The sequence below is a fragment of the Janthinobacterium sp. PSPC3-1 genome, assembly GCF_049896105.1.
Lineage (GTDB): Bacteria > Pseudomonadota > Gammaproteobacteria > Burkholderiales > Burkholderiaceae_D > Janthinobacterium.
In genome coordinates this window covers 53,451-71,379 of record NZ_JAFCTQ010000013.1, presented here as the reverse complement: position 1 = coordinate 71,379, position 17,929 = coordinate 53,451, and the positions used below count along the sequence as shown (strand labels likewise).

At 60.1% G+C, this 17,929-nt stretch carries 19 protein-coding genes and 1 tRNA gene; 10 read left to right on the top strand and 10 right to left on the bottom strand.

All coding sequences use genetic code 11. From position 1 onward, the window contains the following. Positions 1 to 362: 362 nt before the first annotated feature. Positions 363 to 647 carry a polyhydroxyalkanoic acid system family protein gene (locus ACP7B7_RS15600; protein ID WP_308922857.1) on the bottom strand — a complete coding sequence of 95 codons (285 nt, stop codon included), beginning with the start codon at positions 645 to 647 and terminating at the stop codon, positions 363 to 365. A 152-nt stretch (positions 648 to 799) separates the two neighbouring features. Here ACP7B7_RS15600 and ACP7B7_RS15595 point away from each other — a divergent pair, with 152 nt between their 5' ends. The 4 genes from ACP7B7_RS15595 (at position 800) to ACP7B7_RS15580 (ending at position 4,578) form a co-directional block, all read left to right on the top strand. Then, positions 800 to 2,206 (top strand): hypothetical protein, encoded by a 1,407-nt coding sequence (locus ACP7B7_RS15595; RefSeq protein ID WP_426077239.1) that lies wholly within the window; start codon positions 800 to 802, stop codon positions 2,204 to 2,206. Positions 2,207 to 2,240: 34 nt separating this feature from the next. Then, positions 2,241 to 2,543 carry a protealysin inhibitor emfourin gene (locus ACP7B7_RS15590; protein WP_426077238.1) on the top strand — a complete coding sequence of 101 codons (303 nt, stop codon included), beginning with the start codon at positions 2,241 to 2,243 and terminating at the stop codon, positions 2,541 to 2,543. 268 nt (positions 2,544 to 2,811) lie between these two features. Then, entirely contained in the window at positions 2,812 to 3,135 is a 324-nt protein-coding gene (gene fdxA, locus ACP7B7_RS15585) for a ferredoxin FdxA (RefSeq protein WP_308922860.1), read from the top strand. Positions 3,136 to 3,357: 222 nt separating this feature from the next. Next, positions 3,358 to 4,578, top strand: coding sequence for a polyhydroxyalkanoate depolymerase (locus ACP7B7_RS15580; protein ID WP_308922861.1), 1,221 nt, complete (start codon positions 3,358 to 3,360; stop codon positions 4,576 to 4,578). Positions 4,579 to 4,631: 53 nt separating this feature from the next. On the opposite strand, the gene ACP7B7_RS15575 is transcribed toward ACP7B7_RS15580, so the two are convergent. Both ACP7B7_RS15575 and ACP7B7_RS15570 read right to left on the bottom strand, forming a co-directional pair. Beyond that, positions 4,632 to 5,339 carry a DOPA 4,5-dioxygenase family protein gene (locus ACP7B7_RS15575; RefSeq protein WP_426077237.1) on the bottom strand — a complete coding sequence of 236 codons (708 nt, stop codon included), beginning with the start codon at positions 5,337 to 5,339 and terminating at the stop codon, positions 4,632 to 4,634. A gap of 124 nt (positions 5,340 to 5,463) precedes the next feature. Beyond that, complete coding sequence (locus ACP7B7_RS15570) at positions 5,464 to 6,261, bottom strand: substrate-binding periplasmic protein (protein ID WP_308922863.1); 798 nt, start codon at positions 6,259 to 6,261, stop codon at positions 5,464 to 5,466. Positions 6,262 to 6,500: 239 nt separating this feature from the next. Between ACP7B7_RS15570 and rsxB the strand changes: the two genes are divergently transcribed. Together rsxB and nth are read left to right on the top strand one after the other, a co-directional pair. Next, positions 6,501 to 7,223 carry an electron transport complex subunit RsxB gene (gene rsxB, locus ACP7B7_RS15565; protein WP_426077292.1) on the top strand — a complete coding sequence of 241 codons (723 nt, stop codon included), beginning with the start codon at positions 6,501 to 6,503 and terminating at the stop codon, positions 7,221 to 7,223. Continuing rightward, positions 7,220 to 7,867, top strand: coding sequence for an endonuclease III (gene nth / locus ACP7B7_RS15560; protein WP_426077236.1), 648 nt, complete (start codon positions 7,220 to 7,222; stop codon positions 7,865 to 7,867). The genes rsxB and nth overlap by 4 nt, the downstream gene beginning before the upstream one ends. A gap of 31 nt (positions 7,868 to 7,898) precedes the next feature. On the opposite strand, the gene proB is transcribed toward nth, so the two are convergent. From proB to rplU, 5 genes are all read right to left on the bottom strand, one after another. Further along, a complete protein-coding gene (gene proB / locus ACP7B7_RS15555) occupies positions 7,899 to 9,017 on the bottom strand; it encodes a glutamate 5-kinase (protein ID WP_426077235.1) in 1,119 nt (372 codons plus the stop codon). Between the two features lie 15 nt (positions 9,018 to 9,032). Next, on the bottom strand, positions 9,033 to 9,443 hold the full coding sequence (locus ACP7B7_RS15550) for a hypothetical protein (RefSeq protein ID WP_426077291.1): 411 nt from the start codon (positions 9,441 to 9,443) through the stop codon (positions 9,033 to 9,035). Positions 9,444 to 9,450: 7 nt separating this feature from the next. Beyond that, a complete protein-coding gene (obgE, locus tag ACP7B7_RS15545; RefSeq protein WP_308922867.1) occupies positions 9,451 to 10,560 on the bottom strand; it encodes a GTPase ObgE in 1,110 nt (369 codons plus the stop codon). Between the two features lie 113 nt (positions 10,561 to 10,673). Then, positions 10,674 to 10,946 carry a 50S ribosomal protein L27 gene (rpmA, locus tag ACP7B7_RS15540; RefSeq protein ID WP_094445744.1) on the bottom strand — a complete coding sequence of 91 codons (273 nt, stop codon included), beginning with the start codon at positions 10,944 to 10,946 and terminating at the stop codon, positions 10,674 to 10,676. 40 nt (positions 10,947 to 10,986) lie between these two features. Beyond that, positions 10,987 to 11,298 (bottom strand): 50S ribosomal protein L21, encoded by a 312-nt coding sequence (rplU, locus tag ACP7B7_RS15535; protein WP_054268134.1) that lies wholly within the window; start codon positions 11,296 to 11,298, stop codon positions 10,987 to 10,989. A 282-nt stretch (positions 11,299 to 11,580) separates the two neighbouring features. Here rplU and ispB point away from each other — a divergent pair, with 282 nt between their 5' ends. Beyond that, positions 11,581 to 12,570 (top strand): octaprenyl diphosphate synthase, encoded by a 990-nt coding sequence (gene ispB, locus ACP7B7_RS15530; RefSeq protein ID WP_426077234.1) that lies wholly within the window; start codon positions 11,581 to 11,583, stop codon positions 12,568 to 12,570. 48 nt (positions 12,571 to 12,618) lie between these two features. Here the strand turns inward: ispB and arsC are convergent, their stop codons facing one another. Then, positions 12,619 to 12,975, bottom strand: coding sequence for an arsenate reductase (glutaredoxin) (gene arsC / locus ACP7B7_RS15525; protein WP_426077233.1), 357 nt, complete (start codon positions 12,973 to 12,975; stop codon positions 12,619 to 12,621). A gap of 141 nt (positions 12,976 to 13,116) precedes the next feature. Between arsC and ACP7B7_RS15520 the strand changes: the two genes are divergently transcribed. The 3 genes from ACP7B7_RS15520 to ACP7B7_RS15510 all read left to right on the top strand — a co-directional run bounded on the left by ACP7B7_RS15520 (position 13,117) and on the right by ACP7B7_RS15510 (position 16,976). Then, the gene (locus tag ACP7B7_RS15520; protein ID WP_426077232.1) at positions 13,117 to 15,210 is read left to right on the top strand and encodes an AsmA family protein; all 2,094 of its coding nucleotides are present in this window, start codon (positions 13,117 to 13,119) and stop codon (positions 15,208 to 15,210) included. Positions 15,211 to 15,272: 62 nt separating this feature from the next. After that, positions 15,273 to 15,349 (top strand) — tRNA-Pro (locus ACP7B7_RS15515). A gap of 160 nt (positions 15,350 to 15,509) precedes the next feature. Beyond that, complete coding sequence (locus ACP7B7_RS15510; RefSeq protein WP_426077231.1) at positions 15,510 to 16,976, top strand: hypothetical protein; 1,467 nt, start codon at positions 15,510 to 15,512, stop codon at positions 16,974 to 16,976. A 42-nt stretch (positions 16,977 to 17,018) separates the two neighbouring features. Here the strand turns inward: ACP7B7_RS15510 and ACP7B7_RS15505 are convergent, their stop codons facing one another. Further along, a complete protein-coding gene (locus ACP7B7_RS15505; protein WP_426077230.1) occupies positions 17,019 to 17,627 on the bottom strand; it encodes a hypothetical protein in 609 nt (202 codons plus the stop codon). Between the last annotated feature and the right edge of the window lie 302 nt (positions 17,628 to 17,929).

The following is a 17,929-nucleotide window of genomic DNA, read 5'->3' as shown; positions in this document are numbered from 1 at the left end:
TTCAGGACTGTCAGCAACGCGGGCGCCATGCAAAAACATGGCACCAAATGTATTTTGACCAAGAATTTCTGGTCAAACTTCTAGTGAATGCGGGTGCGAAACCCAAGGATTGGTTTACTACCGAACTAGCGGAGCGGACTGCGAAGCAGAGTGTGCTACAGGGGTTATCTGTTGTAAATATGCGTCAAGTATAGCGCAAAAAGATGCAAAAGTCCAATAGCTTTCCAAATTGAAATATGTTAGCAATGTTCGCCAACACACATAAGGCGGGAGAATACGGGGAAAACCAGCGGGTAGGCAGTGCTACCCGCCGGGCAACGAAGGTGTTGTTTTTACCATCGCAATGCGGTGCACGGAAGTAATCAGGCCGCCTCGGTAAACACCTTGCGCATCTTGTCGGCGATCTTGCCTTCGATCATGGGCGCAAAGGCGCTGAGCATGAAACCGAGCTTCAGCGTGAGCTGGGCCTGGTCTTGCTCCAGGGTCAGCGCGCCATCGACGCCGCTGCGCTCGAAGCGCAACACATCGCCATCCCAGGCGCACGATAAATCATATTCCTGGGCCAGCTTGTCGGCCACCTGCTGCGCCGCCGCACGGGCTTTTTCCGCTGTCAGCTTATGTTGCTGAACTATATTTATATCCGCCATCAAACCTTCCTTTTCGTCAAAACGGGTAGTAGCAAGGCCGCCATGATACCAGCCGTCCCCCTTCCCTCACATCGTTTGCGCCGTATCAAACCCCGCAGCGCCGCGCAGGCCGACTATTCCAGTTCCAGTCGCCCCTGTCGTGGAGAGCCATCATGGACCAGAAAGTCATCGTGCCGGTCGAAGCCGTGCTGACCCAATGCGTTTCACTGCCGGTCGGCTATGTGCCGACGCCATCGGCGCCCTACCGCCAGCACCGCAAGCAGGCGCAACTGACCCTGCAGCCGGGTCCGCCTCGCCTGAATGAGCCTGGCGTGCGCAAAGCCGCGGCCGTCGCCGCCGGCGCGCGCGTGCTGATATGGAAGCAGGACCCATCGGTCAGCGAACTGGGCACCCGCAAGGCTTTCCTGCCGGGCCTGATCCTGGAAGGGCCGCACGATGCACGCATCACGTTTGGCACGCCCGGCATCGCCCAGGTCAGCCCGAACGCCTTTGGCGACTTCATCGTCTCGCCCAATACCGATCAGTTCGACGCCGTGCATACCTTTGCCATCGTGCGCATGACCCTGACCATGTTCCAGCGCGCACTGGCCTTGGACGGCACGGCCGCGCCGCTGCCCTGGCAATGGAACAGCGCCAGCAATACCGATCCGCTGCGCGTGTTTCCGCACGGCTTGCCCAATGTCATGAACGCCTATTACAGCCGCCGGGAACAGGCGCTGAAATTCGGCGACTTCATTCCCAGCGGCGCCACCGAGCGCGTGTACACCTGCCGTTCGCTCGATATCGTGTCGCATGAAACCGGCCACGCCGTGCTCGATGGTTTGAAACCGAACTGGCTGCTCAACAGCAACCCGCCGCAAACGGGGGGGCTGCATGAATCGTTCGGCGACCTGACGGCCATCTTCCTGGCCTTGTCGCAGCTGGACCAGGTCGAAGCGGTGATCACGCAAACCAAGGCCGACCTGCACGACAAGACCTTCCTGGCCGACCTGGCCGAACAGTTCGGCCTGGCATTGGGCCGGCCCAACGGCTTGCGCAACGCCGACAACGACATCAAGCTGTCGCAGGCGGGCACCGAGGTGCACGCCATCTCGCAGGTATTTACCGGCGCCATCTACGACATCCTGGCCGACATCTTCGACCATGAACGCCGGCCACAGCTGAAAGACGACGCCGCCGTGCTGCTGGCCTGCGGCGACTACCTGTGCAGCCTGGTGCTGCGCGCCCTGCTGGCCGCTCCCGGCCGCGCGGCCACCTACGCCGACGTGGCCAACCACATGCTGTCGCTGGCCCGGGCCGATGGCAAGGACGCCTACCTGGACTTTATCCGCAACAGTTTTACGGTGCGTGAAGTGCTCGGTGCGCAGCTCGATGGCGGCGAAAATGAGCTGCCGGGGTTTGCGCCAGCCGCCGAGGATGAAGACGACGCCGTGCAGGACCGCCGCGCCTGCTGCGGCACCATGAACAACGCCCAGTACAGCGCGGCCGACCAGGCATTCGATGCGGAACGCGAGGCGCTGGCCGCATGGTGCCGCGACTATGGCCCGCGCCACGCTTGAGCCGGCAATCCGACCAACCACCACAGGAAACGACATGAAAATTTCAGCAACCAGCAGCGGCGGCTTTGCCGGCCTGCGCGAGCACTACGAAATCGACACGCGCTCCCATCCCGCCGGCCAGGCGCTGGAGGCGGCGCTGGCCGGCTGCGGCTTTTTCACGGCGGCGCCCGCCAGCGACATGGCGCACGGCAGCGAACCGCTGGGCGCCGATATTGCGCAATGGCGCATTACCGTCGAGGCCCCCGACAGCCAGCACACGATCACGTTTGCCGAAGATGGCGGTGCGGACAGTGCGCGCTGGCAAAACCTGGTGGCAAAAATCCGCGCCAGCACCTGAATTCATGTAAATCGTTGATCTCAATAAACACACGGCGCGATGGGTGTGGTTTTTTTGCCCATCTTCGCCGGCGCGTTTCCTGAACACGGCAACACTCCCCCTTGCAGAGCGTGGCGCGGCCAAAAAAAATGAATTTGCTTATATGTATTGTATATAAAGCGGATTTGTGAGAAGTAGCGAATTGCCTTAAAATACGGTGCTTTGCTTTAGTATGCGCCGTTGAAGTTCCTGCAGGCGCTACAGCACCTCCCCATTTGATAGGACTGTTATGACCCACGTTGTCACCGAATCCTGCGTCGCCTGTCGTTACACCGATTGCGTCGATGTCTGCCCGGTAGATTGTTTCCGGGAAGGCCCGAATTTCCTGGCGATCGATCCGGACGAATGTATTGACTGCGCAGTGTGCGTGGCCGAATGCCCGGTGAACGCGATTTTCGCGGAAGAAGACGTGCCGGGCGACCAGCAGGCCTTCATCAAGATTAACGTCGACCTGGCGCGCAACTGGCCGTCGATCACCAAGACCAAGGCGGCCTTGCCGGAAGCCGAGGCCATGAAAGACGTCAAGGACAAGCTGCACCTGCTGGTCAAGTAACGGCAGCAGGCAAGCCCCCCGGAAAAGCAGCGGAAACGCTGCTTTTTTTATTTTAAAAACATGGTTGCAGGACTGCCATGCAAGTGTGGCGCGATTGCAGACAGAAAGCCGCAAAGTGTGGCCCTGTGCGTGTTAAAGCACATTTTGCCCTCAACAAATGTCATAGAATTGGATTATGATATTTGAGCCGCATTGGCGCTTGGAATAAAACAAGGACTCTATATGCTTTACCAACTGCACGAACTGCAACGCTCTTTCCTCACTCCGGTGATGCAATGGGCAGACATGTCCTCCAAGTTATTTACCAACCCGGTTTCCCCTCTGGCCCATACCCCGTTTTCGCAACGCATCGCAGCCGGCTACGAGCTGATGTACCGCCTTGGCAAAGACTACGAAAAACCCCGTTTTGACATCAAATCCGTGCTCGTCAAAGGCGAGAGCGTCGACATCCACGAACACGTTGTCGTGACAAAGCCATTTTGTCGCCTGATCCACTTCAAAAAAGAGTCACCCGGTGTGCAACAGCCCAAAGTGCTGCTGGTTGCCCCCCTGTCCGGTCATCACTCGACCCTGCTGCGCGACACTGTGCGCGGCTTGCTGGCCGAACATGATGTCTACATCACCGACTGGACCGACGCGCGCATGGTGCCGTTGACCGAAGGCCCGTTCCACCTCGATGACTACATTTACTATGTGCAGGAATTCATCCGCCTGCTGGCGCCCGACCTGCACGTGATCTCGGTCTGTCAGCCGACCGTGCCGGTGCTGGCCGCCATCTCGCTGATGGCGACGGCAAAAGATCCGCACATGCCAAAAACCATGACCATGATGGGCGGCCCGATCGATCCGCGCCGCTCGCCGACGCAAGTGAACAACCTGGCGACGGAAAAGAAATTCTCGTGGTTTGAAAACACCGTGATCTATGCGGTGCCGCCGAACTACCCGGGCTTTGGCCGCAAGGTCTATCCGGGCTTCCTGCAGCACGCCGGCTTTATCGCCATGAACCCGGGCCGCCACGCGCAAAGCCACCGCGAGTTCTACATGCACCTGGTGACCGGCGACGACGAGCCGGCGGAAGGCCACCGCCAGTTCTACAACGAGTACAACGCGGTGCTGGATATGCCGGCCGAGTACTATCTGGAAACGATCAAAACCGTCTTCCAGGAATTCAGCCTGCCGATGGGCACATGGAAAGTGGGCGGCCAGCTGGTGCGTCCGCAGGACATTACCAACGTGGCGCTGTTTACCGTCGAAGGCGAGCTGGACGACATTTCCGGCGCCGGCCAGACGCAGGCCGCGCATGACCTGTGCAGCGGCATTCCGGCCGACATGCAGCAAGACTTCGTGGCGCCGAAATGCGGCCACTACGGCATTTTCTCGGGCCGCCGCTGGCGCGAGATCATTTGCCCGAAAATCGGCGAATTCATCCAGAAGCACGGCTGATCAGCCATGCCTCCTGAAAACGGCACGCCGGCGCACGCCAGCGTGCCGTTTTTTCATGTGTGCGCGGTTTCCAGCTTTACCGTCGGGTGCGTATTGACATAAATCTGCTCCACCGGCGGTTCGCCCGGCCCCGGCTTTTTCATCGCATAGCCGTTCACGGGTTGCGAGCGGTTCACCCACAGCGCGTAATACAGGTGGTCGGCGCGCGGATCGTCCGTATTCGGGTGGATCAGTATTGTCAGGCCCAGGCTGTTCAATTGCAGCCACGGCACGATCACCGGCAACAGCTCATTGGTAAAGCCGAAGTAGAACGAGGGAGTGACATGCGGACCGCGCGGCTCGGTATTCCAGTCGCCCAGCTCGACGCTGAAGCGCTCGGCCGCCCATTTGCGTATCAGGGCCGCCTTCTGGAAACTGTCTTCATCGAAATAGATATGCGCGTGATAGCTCTCGATATCGGTGTACGCGCGCGGCGCGGCAGGCAAGTGCTCTTCGCCGGGGCGCACATTGGCCGGGCGCGGCGTGGGCGCCGTGTCGGTGTGCTCGCCCCATGGACTCTTGCCGGGCGCCGCTTTCAAGCGCGGCGCCTGGCGCGCATCCTGCGCCAGCGCCGTGCCCGCGAGGCCGGATGCGGCCAGTGCCGCCAGCAGGCCGCCACGGCGCAGCAGGCCACGCCGTTGCGGCGACAACAGATTGGCCCATTCCAGGTCGATGGTGTCGCGGCTGGCATTTGGCGCCGCGGCCTGATTCAGTTCTTGCATACGTCCACATCCTTTCAATCGCCATCAGCACAAGCAGCTCAGATTAAGGGATGGTCAAACAAACAAGAACGAATCGTTACGCATGAGCTTATGCCAATTCTGAAGAGATGCCGCAGCGTCGTCTTCAGGGCGCGGGCGGCACGCCGGCCAGCGACTGGTCCAGGCGTTTCCAGTAATCGCGTTCCAGCCTGGCCAGGTCGACTTCGCGCGCGGCCTCGTTGAAACGTTTTTGCTGCAGCGCGCCGCCAGCATCGCGCTTGAAGCAGACATGCACGGGACGCTCCTTGAACACCGTATCGACAAAGGCGATGCGCTCGCGTTCAGCCTTGCTGAATTCCGGCCCCATCAGCAAGTGCTGCAGCACGTGACGCTCGATGACGATCACGCGGTAACGCTTGATCAGCAGTTTTTTCAGATTGGTCGCATCGTTCAAGCCTTCTTCGGTGCTCAGCTCGCCGCGCGCCACCATGGCGTCGAACTGCTCGCCATTCGCATAGCCGGCCACCGTGCCGACGCGCAACTTGCCCAGTTCCTGCAGGCTGGCGCCGGGTGGCCCATCCTCCTTCAGATAGGCCAGTACGCCGAGGGTATTGCCAACCGGGACAGAAAAATGACAGAGCTTTTCCCGCTCGGGCGTACGCCACACCGCCATGAAACCGGCGTAGCGCGGATTGCCGAGGCCAAACTGCATGGTCCGTTTCCAGGGAAAGTATTCGTATTTGACCAGATAACCCATGCGCTCGAACACGGCGCTGACCATGGCGGCCGACATGCCGTCGGCCGGCAGCCTGGGCGACACGAACGGCGGCCAGTCATCGGCGGCAAAACGCACGATGCCGGTGGTCGGCGCCACCTGCGCCTGCAGGACAGGCGCGGCGCAGAAAGTGAGCAAGGACAAAACCACTGTCCGGAGAAAAGACATGTACTGCTCCTGTCACCCGGCGTATCAGTGGAAACGTGATGGCGTCAGGCAATACGGTCGGTTTTTGACGATAAACCATCGTCCCATACAATAACAATTTTTCAAAGTTGTTTATCGATAGTCATTAATTCCTGTTGGAAATAAAATACACGGTGAGTGCCGGCTATCCCTTGCGTCAGGCAGGTTTTTCACTTGTGCCGAGGCCAGATGGCCGATAATACGGTTTTACCGTATTGAAGATCGCCGTGCCGCACCCAGCTCCCCCCTCCCTTGCCGACCAGATAGAAGACTTGCTGCCGCAAACGCAATGCACCAAATGCGGCTACAACGGCTGCCGACCGTATGCGGAAGCGATTGCCGCAGGCAGCGCCGAGATCAACCAGTGCCCGCCCGGCGGCGCGCAAGGCATCGCGCTGCTGGCCAATTTACTGGGCAAAAAGGTCATTCCGCTCAATCCGGTCAACGGCCTGGAGCGCCCCCGTTCGGTCGCCTACATCGATGAATCGCTGTGCATCGGCTGTACCCTGTGCATCCAGGCCTGCCCGGTCGACGCCATCGCCGGCGCGGCCAAGCAGATGCACACGGTGGTGACCAGCCTGTGCACCGGCTGCGACCTGTGCGTGGCACCCTGCCCGGTCGACTGCATCGTCATGTATCCGGTCAGCGGTGACGCCACCGGCTGGGATGCCTGGAGCCGGCTGGATGCCGATGACGCCCGCGCGCGCCACGATGGGCGCACCGAGCGGCTGCGCCGCGAAGCCGAGGAGAACGACGCGCGCCTGGCCGCCAAGGCCGTCTCGAAGATGCAGGAACTCAAGCAGGAAGTGCCCGTGACGACAGCCGAAATGGCAGAAAAAGAACGCAAGCGCGCCATTATCGCCGCCGCCATGGAACGGGCGCGCGCCAAGGCCGCCGCCGCCAGCGCCCCTCCCACCCCCGACACGCCGGAAAAAGACGCATGAACGCCGCCAAACGCCTGGAAATCTTCACGCGCTTTCGCGCCGCCAACCCTTCCCCGAAGACTGAACTCGAGTACACCACGCCGTTCGAGCTGCTGATCGCCGTGCTGTTGTCGGCGCAGGCGACCGATGTCTCGGTCAACAAGGCCACCCGCTTGCTGTATCCGGTCGCCAATACGCCGGCCACGATACTGGCGCTGGGGGTCGATGAACTGGCCAGTTATATCCGCACCATCGGCCTGTTCCGCACAAAAGCAAAAAACGTCATCGCCACCTGCCAGATCCTGCTCGATCAGCATGGCGGCGAGGTGCCGCGCGACCGCGCCTCGCTGGAAGCCTTGCCCGGCGTGGGCCGCAAGACGGCCAATGTGGTGATGAATACGGCGTTTGGCGAACTGACGATGGCGGTCGACACGCATATCTTCCGCGTCTCGAACCGCACCGGCATTGCACCGGGCAAGAATGTCGAGATCGTCGAGCAAAAATTGCTCAAATTCGTGCCCAGGGAATTTTTGCTCGATGCCCATCACTGGCTGATACTGCACGGCCGCTACACCTGCATCGCGCGCAAGCCGCAATGCTGGAATTGCATGATCGCCGACCTGTGCGATTACAAGGAAAAAACGGCGATGCCGGCGCTGACCTGAAAAAAAACGGCCCATCGGGCCGCCTCGCCCATTACAGCAATACCATATTGTCGCGATGGATCAGCTCGTGGCCTTCGATAAAGCCGAGGATCGCCTCGATCTCATTGGACGGCTTGCGCATGATGCGGCGCGCTTCGCCGCTGGTGTAATTCGACAGGCCGCGCGCCACCGCCACGCCGGCCTCGTCGAGGCAGGTGATCACGGCGCCGCGGCCAAACTCGCCCTGCACCGCCACCACGCCGATCGGCAGCAGGGACTTGCCTTCCCGGCTCAGCTTTTGCACGGCGCCCGCATCGAGCACCACCGCGCCGGCCGTCTGCAGATGATCGCTCATCCATTGCTTGCGCGCCGTCAATTGGCCCGTCTGCGCGCGCAATTCGGTGCCGATCGCTTCGCCTTGCGCCAGGCGGCTCAGCACGTCGCTGTCGCGGCCCCAGGCGATGATGGTGTGCGCGCCCGACTTGGCGGCGCGCTTGGCGGCCAGGATCTTGGTCAGCATGCCACCACGGCCCAGGCTGCTACCGGCGCCGCCGGCCATCGCTTCCAGGGCCGGGTCGCCCGCCACGCCCTGCGTGATCAGGTAGGCGTTCGGATCCTTGCGCGGATCGGCCGAAAACAGGCCGTGCTGGTCGGTCAGAATCACCAGCGCATCGGCTTCGATCAGGTTGGCCACCAGCGCACCCAAGGTATCGTTGTCGCCGAACTTGATTTCATCGGTGACCACCGTGTCGTTTTCATTGATGATCGGCACCACGCCCAGGCGCAGCAGGGTGGTCAGTGTGGAGCGGGCGTTCAGGTAGCGTTCGCGGTCGGCCAGGTCGGCGTGCGTCAGCAGCACTTGCGCCGTGCCCAGGCTGTGCGCGCGAAAACTGCTTTCGTAGATTTGCGCCAGGCCCATCTGGCCGACGGCGGCGCAGGCCTGCAATTCGTGGATATCGGTCGGGCGGCGCTCGAAACCGAGGCGCAGCATGCCTTCGGCGATGGCGCCGGAACTGACCAGCACCACTTCCTTGCCGAGGGCGCGCAAGCCGGCGATCTGCGCGGCCCAGCGCGCGATGGCGGCATGGTCGAGGCCACGGCCGTCGTTGGTGACCAGCGAGGAGCCGACCTTGATGATGATGCGGGTAGCTTTTTGAATCACGGAATCCATGGAGGCTCTTATCTGTCAGCGCGCCGGACGCAGCAGCAGCAACACCAGCCCCGCCGCCAGTTCCATCGCGCACATGTACAACACCAAACCCTGGGGCAAGCCGAAGCTGATGGCCGCGAACAGGCGGCCGGCTGGCTGCGCCAGGACCAACATTGCAGTGATATCGCTGAAGACGGGCGTTTCGCCCTGCCGTGCCGCGAACAGCGCCAGGAACGCGGTAGCGCCCCACAGGCCGACATGCGTGGCGTAAAACTGGCTGTAGCCGTTCACGCCATTGAGAAAGATGCCCATGCCGGCCGCCATCTCATCGGCGAACAGCAGGCAGGCAAATGCACCCAGCCCGTAGGCAGCGGTGATCAGCTGCAACACACGGCGCCGCCAGCCCAGCTTGCGCAGGGATGCCGCAGCGCCGGCCTGTACCGGCATCAAATGCTTAGTCCAGGATCTTGAAACGCGGATCGTCCGGGTCGATCGACGAGATGCCGCGTGCTTCTTCGGTCATCTGCGTTTCTTCGGCACGGCTTTCGCTGTGTTTCTTCTCTTCCAGGTGCTGGTAGATGGCATTGACCAGTTCCGGGCAACCCTGGTGGTTCAGCGCGGAGATCTCGAACACGGGACCTTTCCAGGCGAAACGCTTGAGGAAGTCCTTGACCAGCTTTTTACGGTCTTCTTCCGGCACCATGTCGAGCTTGTTCAGCACCAGCCAGCGCGGCTTGTCGACCAGCGACTCGTCGTACTTCTTCAGCTCCTTGACCAGCGCCTTGGCTTCCTTGACAGGATCGACATTGGTTTCAAACGGCGCCAGGTCGACGATGTGCAGCAGCAGACCGGTGCGTTGCAGATGGCGCAGGAATTGATGGCCCAGGCCCGCGCCTTCGGAAGCGCCTTCGATCAAGCCCGGAATATCGGCGATCACAAAGCTCTTCTCGTGCGACACGCGCACCACGCCCAGGTTCGGGTGCAGGGTGGTAAATGGGTAATCGGCAATTTTCGGGCGCGCGTTCGAGACGGCCGAAATAAAGGTCGACTTGCCGGCGTTCGGCATGCCCAGCAGGCCCACATCGGCCAGCACCTTCAGTTCCAGGCGCAGTTCGCGGCGTTCGCCTTCCTTGCCCTCGCCCTTCTGGCGTGGGGCGCGGTTGGTCGAGGACTTGAAGTGGATATTGCCCCAGCCGCCTTCGCCGCCCTTGGCCAGCATTTCGATTTGACCGTGTTCGGTCAGGTCGGCCAGGATTTCACCGCTGGCGTGGTCGACGATCAGGGTGCCGACCGGCATGCGCAGGTGAATATCGTCAGCGCCCTTGCCGTAGCAATCGGCGCCGCGGCCAGGCTCGCCATTGCGCGCCTTGTGCATTTTGGAGAAACGGAAATCGACGAGCGTATTGATATTGCGGTCGGCGACTGCCCAGATGGTGCCGCCCTTTCCGCCATCGCCGCCATCGGGACCGCCAAAAGGTCGGAATTTTTCACGGCAGAAAGAGGCACAGCCGTTGCCGCCATCGCCCGCGATGACTTCGATTTTTGCTTCGTCGATAAACTTCATAATTTTGCCGCCATAAAACTAAAAAGGCTCTACCTTGGGCAGAGCCTTTCGATTGAAGGCTTGCGCCTTACATCATGCGATTCCAGCGGAGCCGAACTGGCTCCGGGCTGGAATTACGCTGGTACTGCTTCGTTTGCTACAACGGTCACGAATTGCTTCGAGCCAGCACCTTTGACAACGAACTTCACTTTGCCAGCGATCAACGCGAACAGAGTGTGGTCCTTGCCCATGCCTACGCCTTCGCCGGCGCGCACTGGGGTGCCGCGTTGACGAATGATGATGCCGCCGGCATTGATGGTTTGACCGCCGTAGACTTTGACGCCCAGACGTTTTGATTCTGAATCACGGCCATTTCGCGTTGTGCCGCCGCCTTTTTTGTGTGCCATTTAAGACTCCTTGATAGCTGATTAATTCAAACAGCGGCGATTAGCCGTTGATCGAAACGATTTGGATTTCGGTAAAATTCTGGCGATGGCCTTGATGCTTCTGGTAGTGCTTACGACGACGCATCTTGAAAATTTTGACCTTATCATGGCGACCATGCGCCACAACCGTAACCAGTACCGTTGCACCTTCGACCAATGGCGCACCAAATTTAATGGTGTCGCCCGCGCCTACTGCGAGAACTTGATCGATGGTGAGTTCGGAACCAATGTCTGCCGGTATCTGTTCTACTTTAAGTTTTTCGCCAGCGACAACTTTGTATTGTTTGCCACCGGTTTTTATGACCGCGTACATGATTTGAAACCTCATCAAATGTTGAAAGAATTTATCCCGCTGCCATGAAAAGCAAGCCGTGCACAACAGGGGGAACCAGCGATTATACACGGCCTGAGAAATCGCGTCAAAAACTATTCACAAAGCTTGATGATCGTGGTATGTCGACAACCTGGACACGATGTCAGGCCCGCGTTTCGATGATCGGAAAGTCAATCATTGTTCTGTTGCCATAGGCAAACGGCACGCAGGCGCAAGCCATGTCGTATAATCGCCGCACCCACAATCTATTGCAGGTTCGCCTTGTCTGACGCTCACAAACACGTTAACCAAAACACCATCGTGGAAACGATTGCCGCCGATATGGACGCAGTCAACACGGTGATCCGCCAAAAACTGCATTCCGATGTCATTCTAATCAACCAGATTGCCGAATACATCATCAGCGCAGGCGGAAAACGCATCCGCCCCGTGTTGATCTTGCTGGTCGCCAATGCCCATGCTTATCGCGGCACGGCGCACCATGAACTGGCGGCCGTGGTCGAATTCATCCATACCGCCACCCTGCTGCACGACGACGTGGTCGATGAATCGTCGATGCGCCGTGGCCGCCAGACGGCCAATGCGCTGTTCGGCAATGCCGCGTCGGTGCTGGTGGGCGACTTCCTGCACTCGCGCTCGTTCCAGCTGATGGTTGCACTGGACAATATGCGCGTGATGCAAATCCTGTCGGACGCCACCAATGTGATCGCCGAAGGCGAAGTGCTGCAGTTGCTCAACATGCACGATCCGGACGTCACGCAGGAAAGCTATCTGACCGTGATCCGCTCGAAGACGGCCAAGCTGTTCGAAGCCTCGGCCCAGCTGGGCGCCCTGATCGCCGGCGCCAGCGAAGCCGATATCGAAGCGGCCGCCGAATATGGCCGCTCGCTGGGCACCGCCTTCCAGCTGATCGACGACGTGCTCGACTATGCAGGCGACGCCGCCGAAATCGGCAAGAACGTGGGTGATGACTTGCGCGAAGGCAAACCGACCCTGCCGCTGATCTATCTGATGGAAAACGGCACACCGGAACAGCGCGCGCTGGTACGCAGCTGCATCGAGCAGGGCGACGAACAGCATTTCGACGCCATCCTGGCGGCCATCACCAGCAGTGGCGCGCTCGACTACACGCGCACGCAGGCAGAAATCGCGGCCAAGCGCGCCGCCGACGCCATCGCCGGCTGGCCCGACAGCGTGTACAAGCAATCGATGCTGCAACTGTGCTCGTTTGCCGTGGCCCGCAATCACTGATCGCGGTACGGCAGTCACTTGCAGAAACGGCGCCGATGGCGCCGTTTTTCATGCTGGCGGCAAAATCTCCCTGACCTTGTCGGCTGGCCGGCACAGGCGCACGCCCAGCTCCGTCACCACGAAGGGCCGGTTGATCAGTATCGGATGGGCCTGCATGGCGTCGAACAGCCCGTCGTCGCTCAACCCAGGATCAGCCAGGCCCAGCTCGTCATACAAGCTCCCCTTGTCGCGCATGGCGGCGCGCACACTCAAACCGGCGCGCGCGATCAGGTCGACCAGCTCGGCGCGCGCCGGTGGCTGTTTTACATAGTCAATAATGACCGGTTCGATGCCCGCATCGCGGATCAGCTGCAAGGTGGTGCGCGAAGTGCCGCAGGCGGTGTTGTGATAGATGGTGACGCTCATTTGTGCTCCTGTATGCCGATGCCGCCGATTATAAGTGAAGCGGCCAAGCCGCCATGGCCTGCCGGCTTACGTAAGCTACCGTACCGACCAGCATGGGCAAATTCTCTACATTGATTTAAAAATCATGATGATCGGGATCCTATGGCACGCTCAAAACCTTTGAAAATCTTCGGCTGGACCCTGGCCACCCTGCTGGCGCTGATTCTTCTGGTCATCATTTTCATCCTCACCTTCGACTGGAACCGCGCCCGTCCCTATATCAACCGCAAGGTCTCGGAAAGCACGGGCCGCGAATTCGTCATCGGCGGCGACCTGCAAGTCAAATTCCACCAGGGACTCAAAACCGAAGCCGGCTGGCGCCGCTACGTGCCGCGCCCGACCATTACCGCCAACGATGTGCGCATGAGCAATCCTGACTGGGCCACGGCCGGTCCGCAGATGGCCAGCGCGCAGCGCATCGTCGTCTCGACCCATTTGCTGCCCTTGCTCGATCACCGCGTCGTGCTGACCGACCTGGCGCTGGACGCGCCGCAGATCGCCCTGCAGCGCCGCGCCGACGGCAGCAACAGCTGGACCCTGAAAGACAATGGTCCGTCGCAATGGGACGTGGAAATCCAGCGCATGGCGTTTGCCGCCGGCACCATCCGCTACCTGGACCAGGCCATCGCCCTGGACCTGAACGCCAAGGTCAGCTCGACCGCGCCGGACGCCACGCCAAATGATGCTCCGGCAGGTGACAAGGTGGAAAAATTCGGCATCGCATTCACCCTGGGCGGCACGTACAGAAAAGCGCCGGTCACCGGTGGCGGCAAGGCCGGCGCCGTGCTGTCGCTGACGGGCGACCATACCGTGTATCCGGTACAGGCCAACGCCGCCTCCGGCAAGAACAAGATCAGCGTCGACGGCACGCTGACCGACCCGCGCACCCTGTCCGGCATCGATTTACAGCTGAGCCTGGCCGGCGCCAGCATGGCCGACCTGTATCCGCTGACAGGCGTGCTGCTGCCGGAGACACCCGAGTACGCCACCAAGGGCCGGCTGCTGGGCAAGAAGGATGGCGAGACCTGGAACTGGACCTATGAAAAATTCAAGGGCAAGGTGGGCCAGAGCGACCTGGCCGGCACCCTGCAATACCTGCCGCGCAAGCCGCGCCCGCTGCTGCGCGGCGAACTGACCTCGCAGCAGTTGCGCCTGGAAGACCTGGGCCCGACCATCGGCGCGGAAAGCAACGCCAAGAAACAGACACGCGGCAAGGTGGCCAACCAGCCGGCCGACAAGGCCTTGCCGGTGGAACAGTTCAACACGGCCAAATGGGATGCGCTCGATGCCGACGTGAAATTCACCGGCAAGAAACTGGTGCGCACGCACGATATCCCGTTCAACGATATCGTCGCGGAAATCCACATGAAAGACAAGGTGCTGAGCCTGACGCCGCTGAACTTCGGCATGGCCGGCGGCGACATCACGTCCAACATCACGCTGGACGGCCGCCAGAAAACCATCGCCGCGCAAGCCAAGGTGGCGGCCCGCCATCTGAAGATCCGCGAACTGTTCCCGAAACTGCAATCGATGCAGGCCAGCTTTGGTGAAGTCTATGCCGACGCGGCCCTGACCGGCCACGGCAATTCAGTGTCGTCCATGCTGGCCAGCGCCAACGGCGAACTGGCGGCCACTGTCAGCGAAGGCTCGGTCAGCCAGTTCATTCTGGAACTGGCCGGCCTGAACCTGGCCAACGCCGTGTTCGTGAAAGTGTTCGGCGACAAGCAGGTGCAGCTGAACTGCCTGGCCAGCGATTTCGCCGTCAGGAACGGCGTGGCCGACGTGCGCCGCTTCGTGCTCGACACCGACAATGCGGTGGTCAACGTGACCGGCAACGTCAGCCTGGCCAACGAAACCCTGCACCTCGACATCCGTCCGAAAACCAAGGGCGCCCGCGTGTTCTCGCTGCGCACGCCGCTGTATGCGCAAGGCACCTTCAAGGAGCCGAAGGTCGGCCCGCAAAAAGGCCCGCTGGCCCTGAAAGCGGGCGCCGCCGTGGCCCTGGCCACCGTGGTCGCGCCGGTCGCCGCCATCCTGCCCCTGATCAACGTCGACCGCGCCCCCGACACCGACTGCGGCGCCGTGATGGCAGAAGCGAAGGCCGTGCGCAAGACGGCAAAGTCGCCGGCCACCAATGCGCCGGCGAAAAAAGTGACGGAAGCGGAAATCAAGAAGGCGCAACAGGAGAAAAAATAAGCTGCTTGATGCAGTCGCTTGAAACCCGCCCCCTCACCTGCTGTAATGAGCAAAGCAGGTCACGGGGTGTGGCTCAGCCTGGTAGAGCGCTGCGTTCGGGACGCAGAGGCCGGAGGTTCGAATCCTCTCACCCCGACCAAAAATACCGCTAAGAGCCGCATTTTTCCGTAGATGCGGTTTTTGCCAAATTGCAACAGCCCCCAAAAACAGGAACAATTTGGCAAAAAATTTGGCAAACAAATCTCTTTCGACGCGTCGAGGCGGTATCATCAAAGCCCCTGAACGCTCGAAAGACGAATATGGCCCGCTCCAAGCCCATTCCCCGAGGCATTAAAGAAATCGATTGGCGAAACACGCTCGACAACAGCACGAGCCGACGCTATCGCGTGCGGCTTGTTCGCGCTGCCGAAGACTTCAAGCTAGATCGCCTCTGCGACACGCTAGACGCAGCTATCCGCTTGCTCGACGATGCCCGCACGCCCGAGGGACGCGCTCGCATCAACAGTGGCACGGACGCCGACGCGCTCAGACGCGCCAAGAAGCCAGAGGGGACGGCAGAAGAGGCAGCACTCGACGAGCAAGACGTGCTAATCGGGGAATGGATGCGCGACAAATTTGCAGGCAAATTCGTAACAATTGGCGAAGTTGTCGAGCACTATATCCGCGACAACCTCACACCAAAAACCGAGCGCGCAACGTTCCCCGACGTTCGAGAGAACGAGCGCAAGCGAGCGCTGTCGGCACAAATCCGATTAAGAAAAGCCATGGCAACGCCGCTCCCCTACCTTCCTCCCGAGGCGCCCGCGCCGTTCACGCGCGAATGGGAAAAGCATCAGCGAGGACGCAAGCCAGACTCTAAACTCTTCGGCGACTGGCCGCTAAGCGAGGTCAATCACAAAACTGGCTATGCTTACATTGAGGAGCGGGCCAAACCATACTATTGCGAGCGGAAGAAACGCGAGCATGTGCGTGCTCTAAGTTCGATCAAGCGGGAAATGTCAGAACTTGATCGCGTGATGCGTCAGCTAGAATTTGCAGACCCCCACCAGTGGGCATTGCTTGGCGAAAAAAACCCGCTCGCGGGCAGCGCCAAAAAATTTAGCGATCCGATTTTTGCAGGGCGGCCGCGCAAAGCAAAGAAGCGATGGCGCATGCTCAGCATCGCCGAGGAGGCGGCGATTTTGTCAGCCCTGGGCCAACCCGAGAAGAACCCCGAACTTGCGCAAATTTTCAATTTGTCGATGGCGACGGGCATGCGTCTATCTGAGTGCGTCTTGCTCGAGTGGAGCTATATCAATCTCGCAAGCAACGCGATTCACTTGCCGGACGAAGCAGTTAAAACCCAAGCGCGCCGCGTTCTCATCGACTCCCACGCTCGCTCTATCATTGAAGCAATTCCGCGCAAGCCTCGCGCCGTGCGCGTCTTCTCCTACACTGTCGAGGGATTCCAAACAGTATTCGGACGCATCACCGACGCTCTCGGCATCAAAGACTTTCGCAATCACGACATGCGACGGACATATATATCGCGACAGATGGCCCTCATGGCCTCGCCCGTTGCTATCGCTCTTGCTGCTGGGATTAAAGACGTCGAGCACCTCGAACGCGGCATGATGAAAGACATTCTCGACGATGCTCCCTTTCAGCGCGGGAGCATTCAGAACGAGAACGAGCTGCGAGCAAGCGTCGCCCATCGCAGCGCGCAGATGACCCACTCTTACGCATCGACGGAGGGCCAAGGTGGCCCCGAAGAAGGCAAGGCATAGGCACCGATAACCGCCGCACCAAGGCCGCTTTTGCGGCCTTTTTCAATTCGCAAAGGGATCGATTCGCCGCCTCCGCGCCTCCTCCACCGTGGCCGCGCCTGCCGCAGCCACAGGCGTGGAAGCATCTAATTCTGCCAACTCCAACTGCGTCAAATGGTTTTCGATTAATTTTGCAAGCTCGGGATATCCGCCATCGCGGGCAAACGTGCCTGCCGTCTCTCCGCGTCCATTCTTAGCAAGAGGGTCAACATAAGGCAAGACGGCCTCAATGACCGAAGGCTGTTTGCTCATCACCGCAAAATGAAGTAGCGAAAATTGACCGACGCCGCACCTTCGAGCTTTTAAGTCAAACGTAGCATCCATCTTCGCTTCGTCGATAAGTATTTGAGCAATTCTCAGAGCAATGAAATCGCCGCCTGCTTCTTTCACATGACAACATGCAAAGCTAAACAAATCTACCGGCTCACCATCCACCGTCCACAGCTCGCGCGGTGGGATATATCTGACGCGCGCAGCACTCAAAAGTGGAGCCACCCCCTCCGCGTCCCCGTCCATCACTTTTTCACAGACACTCATCCATTCGTGAAACTCGGCCCGCGCCACTGCCGCCTCTCGCCGCAGCCTATCCCGCTCCGCTTTCTTCCCCGCCATGTCCATCCTTTCAGCGCGTGGCCGTGCGTGAAAAATTCAACGCTCGCCGTGTGCTTTCTTTGCAATTATGAGCGCCGCAATTATTTCCGTCGAGCAAATTTGTCAGAGTCACTTTTCTGACATTTTTCTGACAACTTCGCCGCGCTGTTTCTCCTATGAGAATTAACGCACAAAATTCAAATTGTCAGACTGTCAGACTGTCAGAGGCCCCCCCCCCTTGTCAGCAGCCCCGGTTTGTCAGAGTCACTTTTCTGACACTTTTCTGACAACTTCGCCGCGCTGTTTCTCCTATGAGAATTAAC